12 protein-coding genes and 1 pseudogene are annotated in these 14,238 nt (G+C 68.8%); 5 read left to right on the top strand and 8 right to left on the bottom strand.

Going from position 1 to position 14,238, the window contains the following annotated elements; translation table 11 throughout:
* Window positions 1-66: 66 nt before the first annotated feature.
* The 3 genes and pseudogenes from ACZ1HC_RS07990 to ACZ1HC_RS07980 all read left to right on the top strand — a co-directional run bounded on the left by ACZ1HC_RS07990 (window position 67) and on the right by ACZ1HC_RS07980 (window position 3,291).
* The gene (locus ACZ1HC_RS07990; RefSeq protein WP_472699513.1) at window positions 67-1,170 is read left to right on the top strand and encodes an ABC transporter transmembrane domain-containing protein; all 1,104 of its coding nucleotides are present in this window, start codon (window positions 67-69) and stop codon (window positions 1,168-1,170) included.
* A pseudogene (locus tag ACZ1HC_RS07985) lies at window positions 1,068-1,816 on the top strand (ATP-binding cassette domain-containing protein). Before ACZ1HC_RS07990 ends, ACZ1HC_RS07985 begins: the two are co-directional and overlap by 103 nt.
* 209 nt (window positions 1,817-2,025) lie before the next feature.
* A complete protein-coding gene (locus ACZ1HC_RS07980) occupies window positions 2,026-3,291 on the top strand; it encodes an HlyD family type I secretion periplasmic adaptor subunit (protein WP_472700810.1) in 1,266 nt (421 codons plus the stop codon).
* A gap of 778 nt (window positions 3,292-4,069) precedes the next feature.
* On the opposite strand, the gene ACZ1HC_RS07975 is transcribed toward ACZ1HC_RS07980, so the two are convergent.
* Genes ACZ1HC_RS07975 through ACZ1HC_RS07955 form a run of 5 tightly spaced genes read right to left on the bottom strand, consistent with a single transcriptional unit; the run spans window position 4,070 to window position 8,055 of the window.
* Window positions 4,070-4,909, bottom strand: coding sequence for a ferredoxin--NADP reductase (locus tag ACZ1HC_RS07975; protein WP_472699512.1), 840 nt, complete (start codon window positions 4,907-4,909; stop codon window positions 4,070-4,072).
* Between the two features lie 46 nt (window positions 4,910-4,955).
* Window positions 4,956-5,342 (bottom strand): DUF934 domain-containing protein, encoded by a 387-nt coding sequence (locus ACZ1HC_RS07970; RefSeq protein ID WP_472699511.1) that lies wholly within the window; start codon window positions 5,340-5,342, stop codon window positions 4,956-4,958.
* Entirely contained in the window at window positions 5,339-6,070 is a 732-nt protein-coding gene (locus tag ACZ1HC_RS07965) for a phosphoadenylyl-sulfate reductase (protein ID WP_472699510.1), read from the bottom strand. The genes ACZ1HC_RS07970 and ACZ1HC_RS07965 overlap by 4 nt, the downstream gene beginning before the upstream one ends.
* Window positions 6,063-7,721 carry a nitrite/sulfite reductase gene (locus ACZ1HC_RS07960; RefSeq protein ID WP_472699509.1) on the bottom strand — a complete coding sequence of 553 codons (1,659 nt, stop codon included), beginning with the start codon at window positions 7,719-7,721 and terminating at the stop codon, window positions 6,063-6,065. Before ACZ1HC_RS07960 ends, ACZ1HC_RS07965 begins: the two co-directional genes overlap by 8 nt.
* A complete protein-coding gene (locus ACZ1HC_RS07955; RefSeq protein ID WP_472699508.1) occupies window positions 7,714-8,055 on the bottom strand; it encodes a DUF2849 domain-containing protein in 342 nt (113 codons plus the stop codon). Before ACZ1HC_RS07955 ends, ACZ1HC_RS07960 begins: the two co-directional genes overlap by 8 nt.
* A 101-nt stretch (window positions 8,056-8,156) precedes the next feature.
* Here ACZ1HC_RS07955 and ACZ1HC_RS07950 point away from each other — a divergent pair, with 101 nt between their 5' ends.
* Both ACZ1HC_RS07950 and ACZ1HC_RS07945 read left to right on the top strand, forming a co-directional pair.
* Complete coding sequence (locus ACZ1HC_RS07950; protein ID WP_472699507.1) at window positions 8,157-8,672, top strand: Lrp/AsnC family transcriptional regulator; 516 nt, start codon at window positions 8,157-8,159, stop codon at window positions 8,670-8,672.
* A 107-nt stretch (window positions 8,673-8,779) separates the two neighbouring features.
* Window positions 8,780-9,763: a hypothetical protein gene (locus ACZ1HC_RS07945; protein WP_472699506.1), complete on the top strand. Its 984-nt coding sequence runs from the start codon at window positions 8,780-8,782 to the stop codon at window positions 9,761-9,763.
* Here ACZ1HC_RS07945 and ACZ1HC_RS07940 read toward each other — a convergent pair.
* Genes ACZ1HC_RS07940 through ileS form a run of 3 tightly spaced genes read right to left on the bottom strand, consistent with a single transcriptional unit; the run spans window position 9,760 to window position 14,204 of the window.
* The gene (locus tag ACZ1HC_RS07940; RefSeq protein WP_472699505.1) at window positions 9,760-10,173 is read right to left on the bottom strand and encodes an OsmC family protein; all 414 of its coding nucleotides are present in this window, start codon (window positions 10,171-10,173) and stop codon (window positions 9,760-9,762) included. The genes ACZ1HC_RS07945 and ACZ1HC_RS07940 overlap by 4 nt on opposite strands.
* Before the next feature lie 60 nt (window positions 10,174-10,233).
* Window positions 10,234-11,271, bottom strand: a complete 1,038-nt coding sequence (gene mgrA / locus ACZ1HC_RS07935) for an L-glyceraldehyde 3-phosphate reductase (RefSeq protein WP_472700809.1) — start codon at window positions 11,269-11,271, stop codon at window positions 10,234-10,236.
* Complete coding sequence (ileS, locus tag ACZ1HC_RS07930) at window positions 11,271-14,204, bottom strand: isoleucine--tRNA ligase (protein ID WP_472699504.1); 2,934 nt, start codon at window positions 14,202-14,204, stop codon at window positions 11,271-11,273. The genes mgrA and ileS overlap by 1 nt, the downstream gene beginning before the upstream one ends.
* Window positions 14,205-14,238: the final 34 nt, after the last annotated feature.

The following is a 14,238-nucleotide window of genomic DNA, read 5'->3' as shown; positions in this document are numbered from 1 at the left end:
GGCATACTGGTGTGCAGGCCCTGCGGCAAGGCCGGCACGTCCGGCCGGAGGATGAAGGATGGTTGAATGAGCAAGTCGCCCGCTTTCCAGGAAGGCGCCAAGGAACTGCGCAAGGCCCGCGCGGCCGGCCTGCCGCTGCTGGGGGCGGTGGCGCTGTTCTCGGCGGTGGTGAACCTGCTGATGCTGACGGGGCCGCTGTTCATGCTGCAGGTCTATGACCGCGTGCTGGCGTCCCGCTCGGTCGAGACGCTGACGGCGCTGTTCGTGCTGGTGGTGTTCCTGTTCCTGCTGATGGGCTTCGTGGACTTCGTCCGCGCCCGCGTGATGCAGCGTATCGCCGCCCGCTTTCAGGACCGGATGGAGGGGAGGGTCTTCACCGCCGCGCTGCGCGAGGGGGCGATCTCGGGCGACGAATCGGCGGCGGCGGCCAGCGGGATGCGGGATCTGGACACGGTGCAGCGGCTGATCGGCTCGCCGGTGCTGCTGGCGGCCTTCGACCTGCCCTGGGCGCCGCTGTTTCTGGCGGCGGTCTATATCTTCCACCCGCTTCTGGGCATCGTGGCGACCATCGGCGGCGCGATCCTGGTGGTGTCCACCCTGGCCAACCGGTCGCTGACCAAGACGCCGCTGCAGCAGTCCGGCGTCGCCGCGGCCCAGGCGCAGCGCATGGCGGATCTTTATCGCGACGAGGGCGAGGTGATCGGCGCCCTGGGGATGCGCGGCGCGACCTATGCCCGCTGGCGCAAGGCCCGCGCCGAGGCGCAGGAGCAGTCGGTGCGCGGGGCCGACCTGCAGTCGGGCTTTACGGTCTTTTCCAAAAGCTTCCGGCTGTTTCTGCAAAGCGCGATGCTGGCGGCCGGCGCCTGGCTCGTGCTGCAACAGGCGGTGACGCCGGGGGCGATGATCGCCAGCTCGATCATGATGGGCCGCGCCCTGGCGCCGGTGGAACAGCTGGTGGGCGGCTGGCCGATGGTGCAGGCCGCCCAGGACGCGTGGGAGCGGCTGGCCCGGCTGCTGAGCCGTCAGCCCGCGCAGGTGACGCACACCCCCTGCCCCGCCCCGAGGCCGTGGTCGAGGTGCGGCAGCTGTCCGTGGCCCCTCCGGGCCAGAACGTGGCGACCGTGCGCGGCGTGTCCTTCGCCGTCGCGCCCGGTCAGGCATTGGGCGTGATCGGGCCGTCGGGCGCCGGCAAGTCCACCCTGGCCAAGGCGCTGATCGGGGCCTGGCCGGTCGGCGCGGGCTCGATCCGGCTGGGGGGGCGACGCTGGACCAGTACGACCCCGACGTCCTTGGCAACATGATCGGCTATCTGCCGCAGCAGGTGACGCTGTTCGACGGCACCATCGCCGAAAACATCGCGCGGCTGTCGCCCGACATGGACCCGGCGCGCGTCGTGCGCGCGGCCCAGGCGGCGGCGGCGCACCAGATGATCCTGGACCTGCCGCAGGGCTATGACACGCGGATCAGCCAGGCCGCGGGCCGGCTGTCGGGCGGACAGATCCAGCGGGTCGGCCTGGCCCGGGCGCTTTATCCCGACCCGGTGATGCTGGTCCTGGACGAACCGAACTCGAACCTCGACAACGAAGGCTCGATGGCGCTGAACGCCGCGATCCGGCGGGTCAAGGCGCAGAAAGGCTGCGTCATCATCATGGCGCACCGTCCCGCGGCGATCAACGAATGCGATCTGCTGCTGGTGATGGAACAGGGCATCCGCCGAGCCTTCGGGCCGCGCGATCAGGTGTTGCAGGAAATGGTGCAGAACTCGGCGCAGATCCTCAGATCCCAGGAAGCCGGGCGCACAGGGGGCGTATCATGAGCGACGACCAGACGAAGCCCCAGGGCGGGCCGCAGACCGGGATCCTCTCCAGCCGGATCGCCCCGCCCGTCGCCGGACCCGGCGCAGGGTCGCAGCCGCGGGTCGCTGCCCCGCCGCAGGCCGCCCCGCCGGTCGAGCCGCCGCATCCCCCCGCCCCGCCGCGCCCCATCGCCCCGCCCGACCCCTCGCGGTGGTCGGTGCGCGGCGCCATGATCGCGGGCCTGATCGCCATCGCCGTGCTGCTGGGGGGCTTCGCGGTCTGGGCCATCCAGAGCCGCATCGCCGGGGCCGTGGTCGCCTCGGGCCAGGTCGAGGTCGAACAGCAGCGCCAGGTTGTGCAGCATCCCGATGGCGGCGTGGTCGAGGAGATCCTGGTCAAGGACGGCCAGTCGGTGCAGGCAGGCCAGACCCTTCTGCGGCTGGACGGCAGCCTTCTGCGGACCGAACATGCCATCGTCGAGGGCCAGTATTACGAAATCCTGGCCCGGCGCGGCCGGCTCGAGGCCGAGCGCGCCGATGCCGAGACGATGGAGGTTCCGCAGGAGCTTCTGGACGCAGCCCGCGATGACGCCGAACTGCAGGACCTGATCGAGGGGCAGCGCAGCCTGTTCGAGACGCGCCGCGACACGCTGCGCCAGTCGATCGAGCAGCTTGAAAAGCAGTCCGAGCAGGTCCGCCAGCAGGTCGAGGGGATCGACGCGCAGATCGTCGCGCTGGATCGGCAGCGCGAACTGATCCAGGAAGAACTGGAAGACCAGCAATCGCTGCTGGACCGCGGGCTGGCGCAGGCGTCGCGCGTTCTGGCGCTTGAACGGGAAGCCGCAAGCCTCGACGGCCGCCTGGGTGAGTTGAAAGCCAGCCGCGCCTCGGCCGAGACGCGCCAGACCGAACTGGACATCCAGCGCCTGCGCCTGGGCGCCGAACGGCGCGAGGAAGCCGAGACGGAACTGCGCGACCTCGGCTATCGGGAACTGGAACTGGCCGAACGCCGCAGGGGCCTGACCGAGCAGATCAACCGCCTGGACATCCGCGCCCCGGCCGCCGGCGTCATCTACAACCTGCAGGTCACGACGCCGCGTTCGGTGATCCGCCCCGCCGACCCGGTGCTCTACGTGATCCCGCAGGACCGGCCGCTGGTCGTCAGCGCGCGGCTGGCGACGATCAACGTGGACGAGGTCCAGGTGGGCCAGCCGGTTGTGCTGCGCTTCTCGGCCTTTTCCTCGCGCACCACGCCGGAAATCGACGGCGTGCTGGGCCGGGTCTCGGCGGACGCGCTGATGGACGAGGCGACCCGGATGCCGTATTACCGCGCCGAGGTTACCATTCCCGCCGAGCAGCTTGAAAAGCTGGGCGATCTGGCCCTGGTTCCGGGGATGCCGGTCGAGGTCTTCATCCAGACCGGAGAGCGCAGCCCGATGGATTATCTGCTGAAGCCCCTGGCGGACTATTTCAACCGCGCGTTCCGCGAAAGCTGACGCCGCGGGGCATCGCACCTTTGCCTCGCGGGACAGCACCTTTGCCCCGCGGGACAGGACGAAGCGACCGCCGGACCTGTGGCGGCCCGGCAAGCCCGGGCCGGCCCGGGGGCGGCCGAGGTCTGCGTCGGGTTTTCGGCAGGGTGATTTCCCAAGTCCGGTGAACGGTGGAAGCTGGGGTGCGCCTGTGGCGTTCTGCAGGAACGCGGCTGCGCAGGCGATGCGGGGCCAATCGGGTATCAGTGAGACGGCCCCGCTTGCGGGCCAACCCCCATGCTATCACCTCCTGCCGGCCGCTGTCGCTAACCCCTGCAGCCGTCAGGCCGATGCCGCCATGCTCCCGCGCGGGCCTGCGGACAGACCGGTTTCTTGCCCAAGGCGGGTCGGCAGGTTCGGGACGGTTGGGCGGGACACGCGGGCGGCGCCTGCAGAACGCCCTTCAACGGCATCTTCGGGATGGTCTGCGCGACCTGCCCAGGACCGGTCCAACCGGCCCCCTTGCCGCGCCCTCATGGCCGTTGTTCTGGACGACGGCCCTTCAGGCGATCTCCGGCGGCCAGAGCAGGCGCCCCTGCGGCCGCGGCATGGGCCGCAGCCTGACGGCCGGGGCCCGGGGCGCTGCTCTGCCAAGGCGCCTGCCCCGCTGTTCACCTCCCGGCAGGAACGTCGCCCGGGGACGCAACTGGTCGGCTAAGCCGTGGGAACCGCGGCGGATTGAGGGGGCTGGAGACCCGAGGCTGCCATCAAGGCAAATCTAGGTCTGAAGGGCGTCGGCGGTTCAGACGCCTTCGCCCACGAAGGCCTTTTCCACCACGAATTCGCGCGGTTCCGAATTCGCGCCCTCGTGCAGCCCGAAGCCTTCCAGCACCGCCTTCACATCGACGTTGAAGGCCAGGCTGCCGCAGACCATCGCGCGGTCGGTTTCCGGGCTGATCGGCGGCAGGCCCAGATCCGCGAAGACCTTGCCCGATGTCATGTTGTCGGTGATCCGCCCCATCCGCGGCGATTCCTCGCGCGTGGTGGTCGGGTAGTAGATCAGGCGGTTGGCGAAATCCTCGCCGTAGATCTCGCCCAGAAGGGGGTCGTGGCGCAGGTTTTCGACCAGATCGCGGCCGTAGGCCAGTTCGTCCGCGGTGCGGCAGGTGTGCATCATGATGACCTGCTCGTAACGCTCGTAGGTTTCGGGGTCGCGCATCAGCGACGCGAAGGGCGCGATGCCGGTGCCGGTGGCCAGGAACCACAGCCGCTTGCCCGGCAGCAGCGCGTCAAGGACCAGCGTTCCCACGGGCTTGGGCCGCAGGATGATCTCGTCCCCCGGCTGGATGTGCTGCAGCTTCGAGGTCAGCGGCCCGTCCGGCACCTTGATGGAATAGAACTCCAGTTCCTCGTCCCAGTTGGGCGACGCGATGGAGTAGGCGCGCAGCAGCGGTTTGCCGTTGTCGCCCAGAAGCCCGATCATCACGAATTCGCCCGACCGGAAGCGCAGGGACGCGGGGCGCGTCACCCGGAAAGAAAACAGGCTGTCGGTCCAGTGCCGGACCGCGGTCACGGTCTGCGCGTCGGGAAGCGTCTTCGGGGCGGTCTTGGCGGCTTCGGCCACGGGGATATCCAGGGTCATGGAACGTCCTGTGTGTTCTAGTCGATGGGACGGCGGGGCGGAAGCCCTAGCCCGCCAGTTGGGCGCGGTGGTCGAAGGCCTTCCAGTCGGCGCGCGCGATCCATTGGTCCTGCGGCTGGCGCGCGGCGATGTCGGGGGCGACCTCGACTTCGTCGAAACCCACGCGGCGGGCCATGGCGTATTGATCGGCGATCAGCCGGCCCGCGGCGCGCAGGCGGCCCTTGAAGCCCAGTTCGCGCAGCCGCCGCGCCAGCGAGAAGCCGCGCCCGTCGGTCAGCGAGGGGAAATCGATCGCCAGAAGGCTGCGGTCCAGATAGGCCGGCAGATCGGACAGCGGCGTGTCGGGGGCCAGCGTCACCTCGGCCTCGTCCAGCAGCGGATGGAAGCCGTCGTCGCGCGCCAGCACGCGTTCGCTGTTCAACTGGTCGGTCATGCCGGAACCTTTCCGCGGACGATCTTGCCGCCAATGAAGTGGATGCCGCATTCGGTCTTGTCCTGCCCGCGCCAGCGTCCGGCGCGCGGATCCTCGCCCGGGCGCACCGGCGAGGTGCAGGGCGCGCAGCCGATCGAGGGATAGCCCCTCGCCACCAGCGGATGGCGCGGCAGGTTGTTTTCGATCATGTAGTCCTGGACGTCCTGGGCCCGCCAGTGCGCCAGGGGGTTGATGCGCAGGCGCGAGGGCGGCTCGGGCTCGAAGAATTCCAGCGCGGCGCGGTCGCCGTTCTGGAACCGCTTGCGGCCGGTGATCCAGGCGTCATAGCCCGACAGCGCCCCTTCCAGCGGCACCGTCTTGCGCAGGTCGCAGCAGGCATCGGCATCGGACCCGTGCAGCGTCCCGTGGGGATCCTGCCGGGCGACCCGGGCGGGATCGGCGCGGATCACCTGCACGTTGGTCAGGCCCAGCTTCGCCGACACCTCGCGCTGATAGTCCAGCGTTTCGGGAAACAGCATCTGCGTGTCGATGAACAGCACCGGCAGGCCGGGCGCCGCCCGGCTGACCATGTGCAGCAGCACCACCGATTCCGCACCGAAGGACGACACCAGCGCCACCCGCCCCAGGTCCGGGTCGGTGACGGCGCGGCGCAGGACCTCGGTCGCGGCATGGTGGCGGTAGCGGTCGTTCAGCCGCCCGGCCCGCTGGTCGAGCGTTCCGTCAAGCATGGGCCGGCTCGGGATAGAGCGCGGCCTTGAAGGGCGCCGGACCCAGCCGGCGATAGGCGTCGATGAAGCGTTCGGAGGCGTCCGCCCGAACCTCCAGATAGGCGCGCAGCAGCCGGTCGATGGCGGGCACGACCTGGTCATAGGGGAAGCCCGCGCCGGCGCGTTCGCCGATGGCCGGGACGTCGTAGCCGTCGCCGCCCAGCGTGATCTGGTAGTTCTCCACCCCTGCCCGGTCCAGCCCCAGGATGCCGATATGGCCCAGGTGGTGATGGCCGCAGGCGTTGATGCAGCCCGAGATGCGGATGTTCAGCTTGCCGATCTCATCCTCGAGGCCGGCATTCCTGACATGGGTCGCGATCTCTTGCGCGATCGGGATCGAGCGCGCGGTGGCCAGCGTGCAGTAGTCCATCCCAGGGCAGGCGATGATGTCGCTGGTCAGTCCGGCATTGGCGGTCGCCAGCCCGGCCTGCTTCAGCGCAGCATAGACGGCGGGCAGGTCCGACTTGTGGACATGGGGCAGCACCACGTTCTGATCGTGGCTGATGCGCAGGTCGTCATGGCCGTATTCCTCGGCCAGATCGGCCAGCAGGCGCATCTGGTCGGCGCTGGCATCGCCCGGCGTCGCGCCATGCGTCTTGAAGGTCACGATGACGCTGGCATAGCCGTCCACCTTGTGGGGATGCAGGTTGGTGTCGGTCCAGCTGCGGAAGGCGCCGTTGCGGTCGCGTTCGGCCTGACAGCCGTCGGTCGGGGCGTTGCGGAACGCAGGGGCGGCGAAGCGGTCGCGGAAGATCGCCAGCGCCTCGCGGTCCGCGCCGTGGAAGTCGCGGCGGCGATGGGCGAACTCCTCCTCGACCTCGGCCTTGAACACGTCCAGGCCGCGTTCGTGGACGGTGATCTTGATGCGGGCCTTGTACTTGTTGTCGCGCCGGCCGGACAGGTTGTAGGTGGCGATGATCGCCTCGACATAGGCCAGCAGGTCGGCTTCGGGCAGGAAGTCGCGGATCACCTTGCCCAGCATCGGCGTGCGGCCCAGGCCCCCGCCGACCCAGACCTCGAAGCCGGTGCGGCCGTCCTTCTGGATCAGGCGCAGGCCGATGTCGTGGGCCTGCACCAGCGCCCGGTCGCGCGCGGCGCCGGTGATGGCGATCTTGAACTTGCGCGGCAGGAACTGGAACTCGGCGTGGTCGGTGGACCAGCTGCGCAGCAGTTCCGCATAGGGGCGCGGGTCCATGTATTCGTCCGCGGCCGCCCCGGCGAAGGCGTCGGTCGTCACGTTGCGGATGGTGTTGCCCGACGTCTGGATCGCGTGCATCCCGACCGAGGCCAGGTCGTCCAGCATGTCGGGGATGTCCACCAGCCTGGGCCAGTTGAACTGGATGTTCTGCCGCGTGGTCCAGTGGCCATAGCCCTTGTCATAGGTCTGGGCCAGGTGCGCCAGCATCCGCATCTGGTCGGGGCGGATCGTGCCATAGGGAATCGCCACCCGCAGCATATAGGCGTGCAGTTGCAGATAGACGCCGTTCATCAGGCGCAGGGGGCGGAATTCGTCTTCCGTCAGGCTGCCGTCCAGGCGGCGTTCCACCTGGGCGCGGAACTGCGCGGCGCGGTGGCGCACATAGTCGGTATCGACGGGGCGGACGTCAAACATTGCTGGCCTCGGACTGCTGGGCTTGCTTCAGGGTCTGGATGCCGTGGAAATAGTTGGACGGGCCGCGCTGGCGGAAGGCCTCGCGGAAATGGGTGGGCTCGGGGCCGTGGGGGCCGCGCCGCGCCTCGACCAGATAGGGGCCGACCACGAGGTTCGACTGGCCCACCGCCTTCAGCAGCGCCAGATCGGCGATGGCCTCGTCCTCGAACAGGGTCGCGCGCGACGGATCGGCGGTCCAGCCATCCTCGCACATCCAGACATTGTGGCCCTCGCGCAGATCGTTCGCGGTGATGACGCCGGGCTTGGCGGCCGTCGGGACGAAGGCTTTGCTCATGATGCGGACCCTGTTCGATTGGTCTGATCAATATAGGATTTTGTTCTGGATCTTTGCGATAGGCTGGGGAAAATAAGGACATTCAGCCAAGACGGGCGGGCATGACGGAACAGCTTCCACAAAACGCGGGCCACACCAGAACGCATGTCCGGCTGGACGACGTGGATCGCAGGATCCTGTCCCTGCTGCAGGAGGATGCGAGCCTGTCCCTGGACCAGATCGCCGACCGGGTCGGGGCCTCGAAGACCCCGGTATGGAACCGGATCCGCAAGCTGCGCGAGGCCGGCGTGATCCGCCGCCAGGTGGCGATCCTGGACCCCGAGGCCCTGGGGCTGGAGGCCTGTTTCTTCGTGCTGATCCGCACCAGCGAACATGACCGGACCTGGGCCGCGCGCTTCCTCAAGGCGCTGCGCGAGCGTCCCGAGGTGATCGAGGCGCACCGGCTGGCCGGCGACATCGACTATATCCTGAAGGTGCAGGTCAGGAACGCCCGGGCCTATGACCGCTTCTACCAGTCGCTGATCGGCGAGGTGAAGATCCACAACGTGACCGCCCTGCTGTCGATGGAGGAGATCAAGGCCACCAGTGCGCTTCCCATCCCGGACGGGCCGCGCTAGGGGATGGCGATGGCGGGCCCTGTCGTCGGGCGCGACCCGAGGCGTCGCCGCACGGGCATGGCGCCGTGCCGCGCCCCTGTTTCCCGTCGCCGCCCGGCGGCCTGCTGATGGCCGCGCCGAACCTGCTGATCGTGGCCCAGGCCGGGCGGCTGGAATATCAGGCGATCATCTTCGCGGCCAGCCTGCGCCAGGCGGCCCCCGATTTCGGCGGTCGCCTGATCCTGGCCGAGCCCCGGCCCGAAGGCGCCTGGTCCGGCCACGACACCCTGATCGGCAGCGACAGCCGCACGCTTCTGGCGGAACTGGGGGCCGAGATCGCCCCCTTCACCGCCCGCCATTTCGGCGCCGCCTATCCCTATGGCAACAAGATCGAGGCGCTGTCGGTGCTGCCCGCGGACCAGCCCTTCGTGTTTTTCGACACCGACACGCTGGTGACCGGTCCGCTGGACCGGCTGGCCCTGGACGCCGCCCGCCCGGCCGCCTCGATGCGGCGCGAGGGAACCTGGCCGGAACCGCCGCTCTACGGTCCCGGCTACGCGGCGATCTGGAAATCGCTCTATGACCGCTTTGGCCTGGACTTTGCGTCCTCGCTGGATCTGTCGCAGCCCGACGAGCATTGGGAGCGGTATCTGTACTTCAACGCCGGCTGGTTCTTCGGCCCCGATCCTGCGGTTTTCGCGCGCCGGTTTCTGGACTGGGCGCTGTCGGTGCGCGACGACCCGCCCGAGGAACTGGCCTGCCAGAGCCTCGACCCCTGGCTGGACCAGGTGGTGCTGCCGCTGGTGATCCACAGCCTTGGCGGCGGGCGGCCCGGTCCCGAACTGGCGGCCTTGGACGCAAGCCTGACCTGCCATTACCGCAACCTGCCGCTGCTTTACGCCCGCGAGCCCGACAGGGTTCTGGAGGTGCTGGAGGCCGCGACCGCGCCCAACCGCATCAAGAAGCGGCTGAAGGAATGGGAGCCGGCGCGAAAGCTGATCTATCAGGGCAAGGGCCGCGAGAAGGTCCGGCCGCTGTTCTCGGCCGGGCTGCCGTCCCGGGAAAAGCCGATCCGGCAGGCGTTGAAGAAGAACGGCTGGTGGTGGGACTAGCCGTCCTGCCCGGCCAGGATCCGCACGGGGATCCCGCGCGGCAGGGAACAGCCCACCAGCGAACTGCCCCGCGCCTCGTCGATCAGGGGCTGCGGGTCCGATCCGTCACGGGTCGTGCAGCGGACCGTGACCTGGGCTTCCGTCGCGATCGGGGGATCGCCCTCCAGCGTCAGATGCACCGTGACCGCGATGGATCCGATCACCGTCCCGCGCCGGTGCGCGATGTAGCGCAGGTCGTTGCACAGGCAGCCGCCGACCGCCAGCGCCAGCAGTTGCGCACCGTTGAAGCCCAGCCCCATGCCGCCGGCCCTGCCCTCGGGCCGGTCGGCGACGATGCAGTGGCTGCCCGCCCAGCCGACGGCCGCCTCGGTTCCGGGAAGGTTCACCAGGCTGGCACTGACGACGCTCATGGCGGTTCCCGCGGCTGATGGTTGCCGCCAGCCTAGCACGATCCGGCCCCGCTGTCGCGATCAGCGCTCGCCGGCGCCCTCGGTCGAGTTGCGCCAGATGTTCATGTCACCTGCCGACAGGGCGTCGATCCGCGCCAGTTCGTCGGCCGTGAACTCCAGCCGGTCCAGCGCGCCGACGCAATCGACGACCTGGGACGGACGCGAGGCGCCCATCAGCGCGCTTGTCACCCGGCTGTCGCGCAGCGTCCAGGCCACCGCCATCTGCGCCAGCGTCTGTCCGCGCGCGGCGGCGATGTCGTTCAGCCCGTTCAGGCGGGCGATCATGTCGTCCGTCAGCCAGTCCTGCGCCAGCGACTTACCCTGCGCCGCCCGGCTGTCGGCGGGGATGCCCCTCAGGTATTTGCCGGTCAGCATCCCCTGCGCCAGGGGCGTGAAGACGATGCTGCCCATGCCCTCGTCCTCCAGCGTGTCCAGCAGCCCGTCGCGCTCGATCCAGCGGTTCAGCATGTTGTACGAGGGCTGGTGGATCAGGCAGGGCGTCCCCAGGTCGCGCAGGATTGCCGCGGCTTCGCGGGTGCGGGCGCTGTTATAGCTGGAGATCCCCACATAGAGCGCCCGCCCCGACCGGACGATGAAATCCAGCGCGCGCATGGTTTCCTCGAGCGGCGTGTCGGGGTCGAAGCGGTGCGAATAGAAGATGTCGACATGGTCCAGCCCCATCCGCTTCAGCGACTGGTCGCACGAGGCGATCAGGTATTTGCGGCTGCCGAACTCGCCATAGGGGCCGGGCCACATCCGCCAGCCCGCCTTGCTGCTGATGACCAGTTCATCCCGGTGGCCGGCGAAGTCGGTGCGCAGGATCTCGCCAAAGGCTTCCTCGGCGCTGCCGGGCGGCGGGCCATAGTTGTTGGCCAGGTCGAAATGCGTGATCCCCAGGTCGAAGGCGGTGCGGCAGATGTCCCGCTTGGTGTCATGCGGGGTGTCATGGCCGAAGTTGTGCCACAGCCCCAGGCTGATCGCCGGCAATTGCAACCCGGACCGCCCGCAGCGGCGGTAGGGCATCCGGTCGTAGCGAGTCTCGGCGGGCCGGTAGTCGATCATAACAGAACCTCGTCGCAGCGCGCGCAGACATGGGGATGGCGGTGCGTGCCGACATCGGGCAGGATCTTCCAGCACCGCTGGCATTTCTGCCCCTCAGCCAGTTCGAAGACCACGCCTATGCCCGGCGTTTCGGCCATGCGGAAGGCCTCGGCCGGGGCCGGATCGGCGGTCAGCGACAGATCCGAGGTGATGCAGACATCCGCGAAATCCACCGATTTCAGCGCGGCCAGCATGTCGGCGTCCTCGACATGGACGACCGGCGCGGCCTCCAGGCTGGCGCCGATGGTCTTGTCGGACCGCCTCACTTCCAGGGCCGCGGTCACCACCCGGCGGGCGCGGCGGATGTGGTCCCACCGGGTCGCCAGACCGTCGTCCAGCCAGCCTGCGGGCGTTTCGGGAAAGTCCTGCAGATGCACGCTGTCGTCATAGGAGGGGAAGCGCGACAGCCACACGTCCTCGGTCGTGAAGGGCAGGATCGGCGCCAGCCAGGTCACCAGCCGGTGGAACAGCATGTCCAGAACCGTCCGCGCGGCCCGGCGGCGCGGATCCGTCGCCGCGTCGCAGTAGAGCGAATCCTTGCGGATGTCGAAGTAGAAGGCCGACAGATCGACGGTGCAGAACTGGAACAGCGTCTGGAACACCCCCTGGAAGTCGAACTGATCGTAGCCCCTGCGCACGGCGCGATCCAGTTGCGCCAGACGGTGCAGCACCCACCGTTCCAGGTCGGGCATCTGCGCGGGGTCGATCCTTTCGGCATCCGTGAACCCGTCCAGCGCGCCCAGCAGGAAGCGCAGCGTGTTGCGCAGCCGGCGATAGCTGTCGGCGGTCCCTTTCAGGATCTCGGGGCCGATCCGCTGGTCGGCGGTGTAATCGGCCTGGGCCACCCACAGGCGCAGGATGTCGGCGCCGTATTGCTCGATCACCTGGGCGGGCACGATGGTGTTGCCCAGCGACTTGGACATCTTCATGCCCTTTTCGTCCAGCGTGAAGCCGTGCGTGACCACGTTGCGATAGGGCGCCCGGCCCTTGGTCGCGCAGCCCTGCAACAGCGACGACTGGAACCAGCCGCGATGCTGGTCGGTGCCTTCCAGATAGACATCAGCGATGCCGTCCGGCGCGCCATCGGGCCGGTCACGCAGCACGAAGGCATGGGTCGAGCCCGGATCGAACCACACGTCCAGCACGTCCATGACCTGATCGTAGTCGTCGGGGTTCACGATGCCGTCCAGCACCCGGGCCTTGAAGCCGTCGCGATACCAGGCATCGGCGCCTTCCGCCTCGAAGGCGGCGATGATGCGGTCGTTCACACGGCTGTCGCGCAGCAGGAAGTCGTCGTCGGTGGGCTTCGCCCCGCGCCGCACGAAGCAGGTCAGCGGCACGCCCCAGGCCCGCTGGCGCGACAGCACCCAGTCGGGGCGGTTTTCGACCATTGCGTGGATCCGGTTCCGCCCGGTCTGCGGCCACCAGGTCACCAGCTTGTCGATCGAGGTCAGCGCGCGGGTGCGGATCGTGTCACCATGCGCGCCCATGCCGTCGTCCAGCGGCTTGTCGATGGCGGCGAACCATTGCGGGGTGTTGCGATAGATCAGCGGCGCCTTGGACCGCCAGCTGTGCGGGTAGGAATGCTTGATCTTGCCCTTGGCCAGCAGCGCGCCCGCATAGGCCAGTTGCTTGATGACGCTGACATTGGCCGGACCGTCCTTGCCGTCCGCGTCGATGATCGCCTGGCCGCCGAACAGCGGCAGATCGGTGCGATAGCTGCCGTCGGGTTCGACGTTGTAGGTCATCGGCAGCCTGAAGCGCAGGCCAAGCTGATAGTCGTCGTCGCCGTGGCTGGGGGCGGTATGGACAAACCCCGTGCCCGCGTCGTCGGTCACGTGATCGCCGGGCAGCAGGGGCACGTCATAGTCCCATTCGCCGTTGCCGCCCTCGATGCCGCGGAAGGGGTGGCTCAGCACCAGCCCCTCCAGTTCCGCTGCCGGCACATCGCCGACGCGGCTGAAATCCTCGACCTTCGCGGCCTTCATGACACTGTCGGCCAGGGCATCGGCCAGCACCAGCACCTCGCCCGCCCGGGCGGTCGCAGTCTCGGCCACCGCACCGACGTGATAGAGGCCGTAGGCGATGGCCGGATTGAAGGCGACGGCCCGGTTCTGGGGAATGGTCCAGGGCGTGGTCGTCCAGATGACCACGCTCGCGGGTTTCTTCTTTGCCCAAATACCCTGCGACGTCTCCACCGGGAACCGCACCCAGATGGTATGGCTGGTGTGGTCCTTGTATTCGACCTCCGCCTCGGCCAGCGCCGTCTTTTCCACCGGCGACCACATCACAGGCTTCGACCCCTGATACAGCGCGCCGTTCATCACCAGCTTCATGAACTCGGCCGCGATCACCGCCTCGGCGTGGTAATCCATCGTCAGGTAGGGATCGTCCCACTTGCCGGTGATGCCCAGGCGCTTGAACTCGGACCGCTGGATGCCGATCCATTCGTCCGCGAAGCGGCGGCATTCCTGGCGGAACTCCACCACGTCCACGGCGTCCTTGTCGCGGCCCTCGGCGCGGTATTTCTCCTCGATCTTCCACTCGATCGGCAGGCCGTGGCAGTCCCAGCCGGGGACATAGCGCGCGTCGCGGCCCATCATCTGGTGGCTGCGCACGATGATGTCCTTGATGGTCTTGTTCAGCGCGTGGCCGATATGCAGGTGGCCGTTGGCATAGGGCGGCCCGTCGTGCAGGATGAAGGGCGCGCGGCCTGCGCTGCGTTCGCGCAGGCGGTCATAGATGCCGATGCGGTCCCAGCGGGCCAGCCATTCCGGCTCGCGCTGCGGCAGGCCCGCGCGCATCGGGAACGGGGTCTGGGGCAGGAACACGGTGTCGCGGTAGTCGGCGGCATCCGGGGTGACGGTATCGGCGGGGCTATCGGCGGCCATCGGGGCATCCTTCGAGGGCGAGGGTTCGGACAGG

It is taken from the genome of Paracoccus sp. BR5-17 (assembly GCF_055693925.1).
The sequence above is the reverse complement of the archived record's forward strand: the minus strand, read 5'-3'. Positions and strand labels throughout refer to the sequence as shown.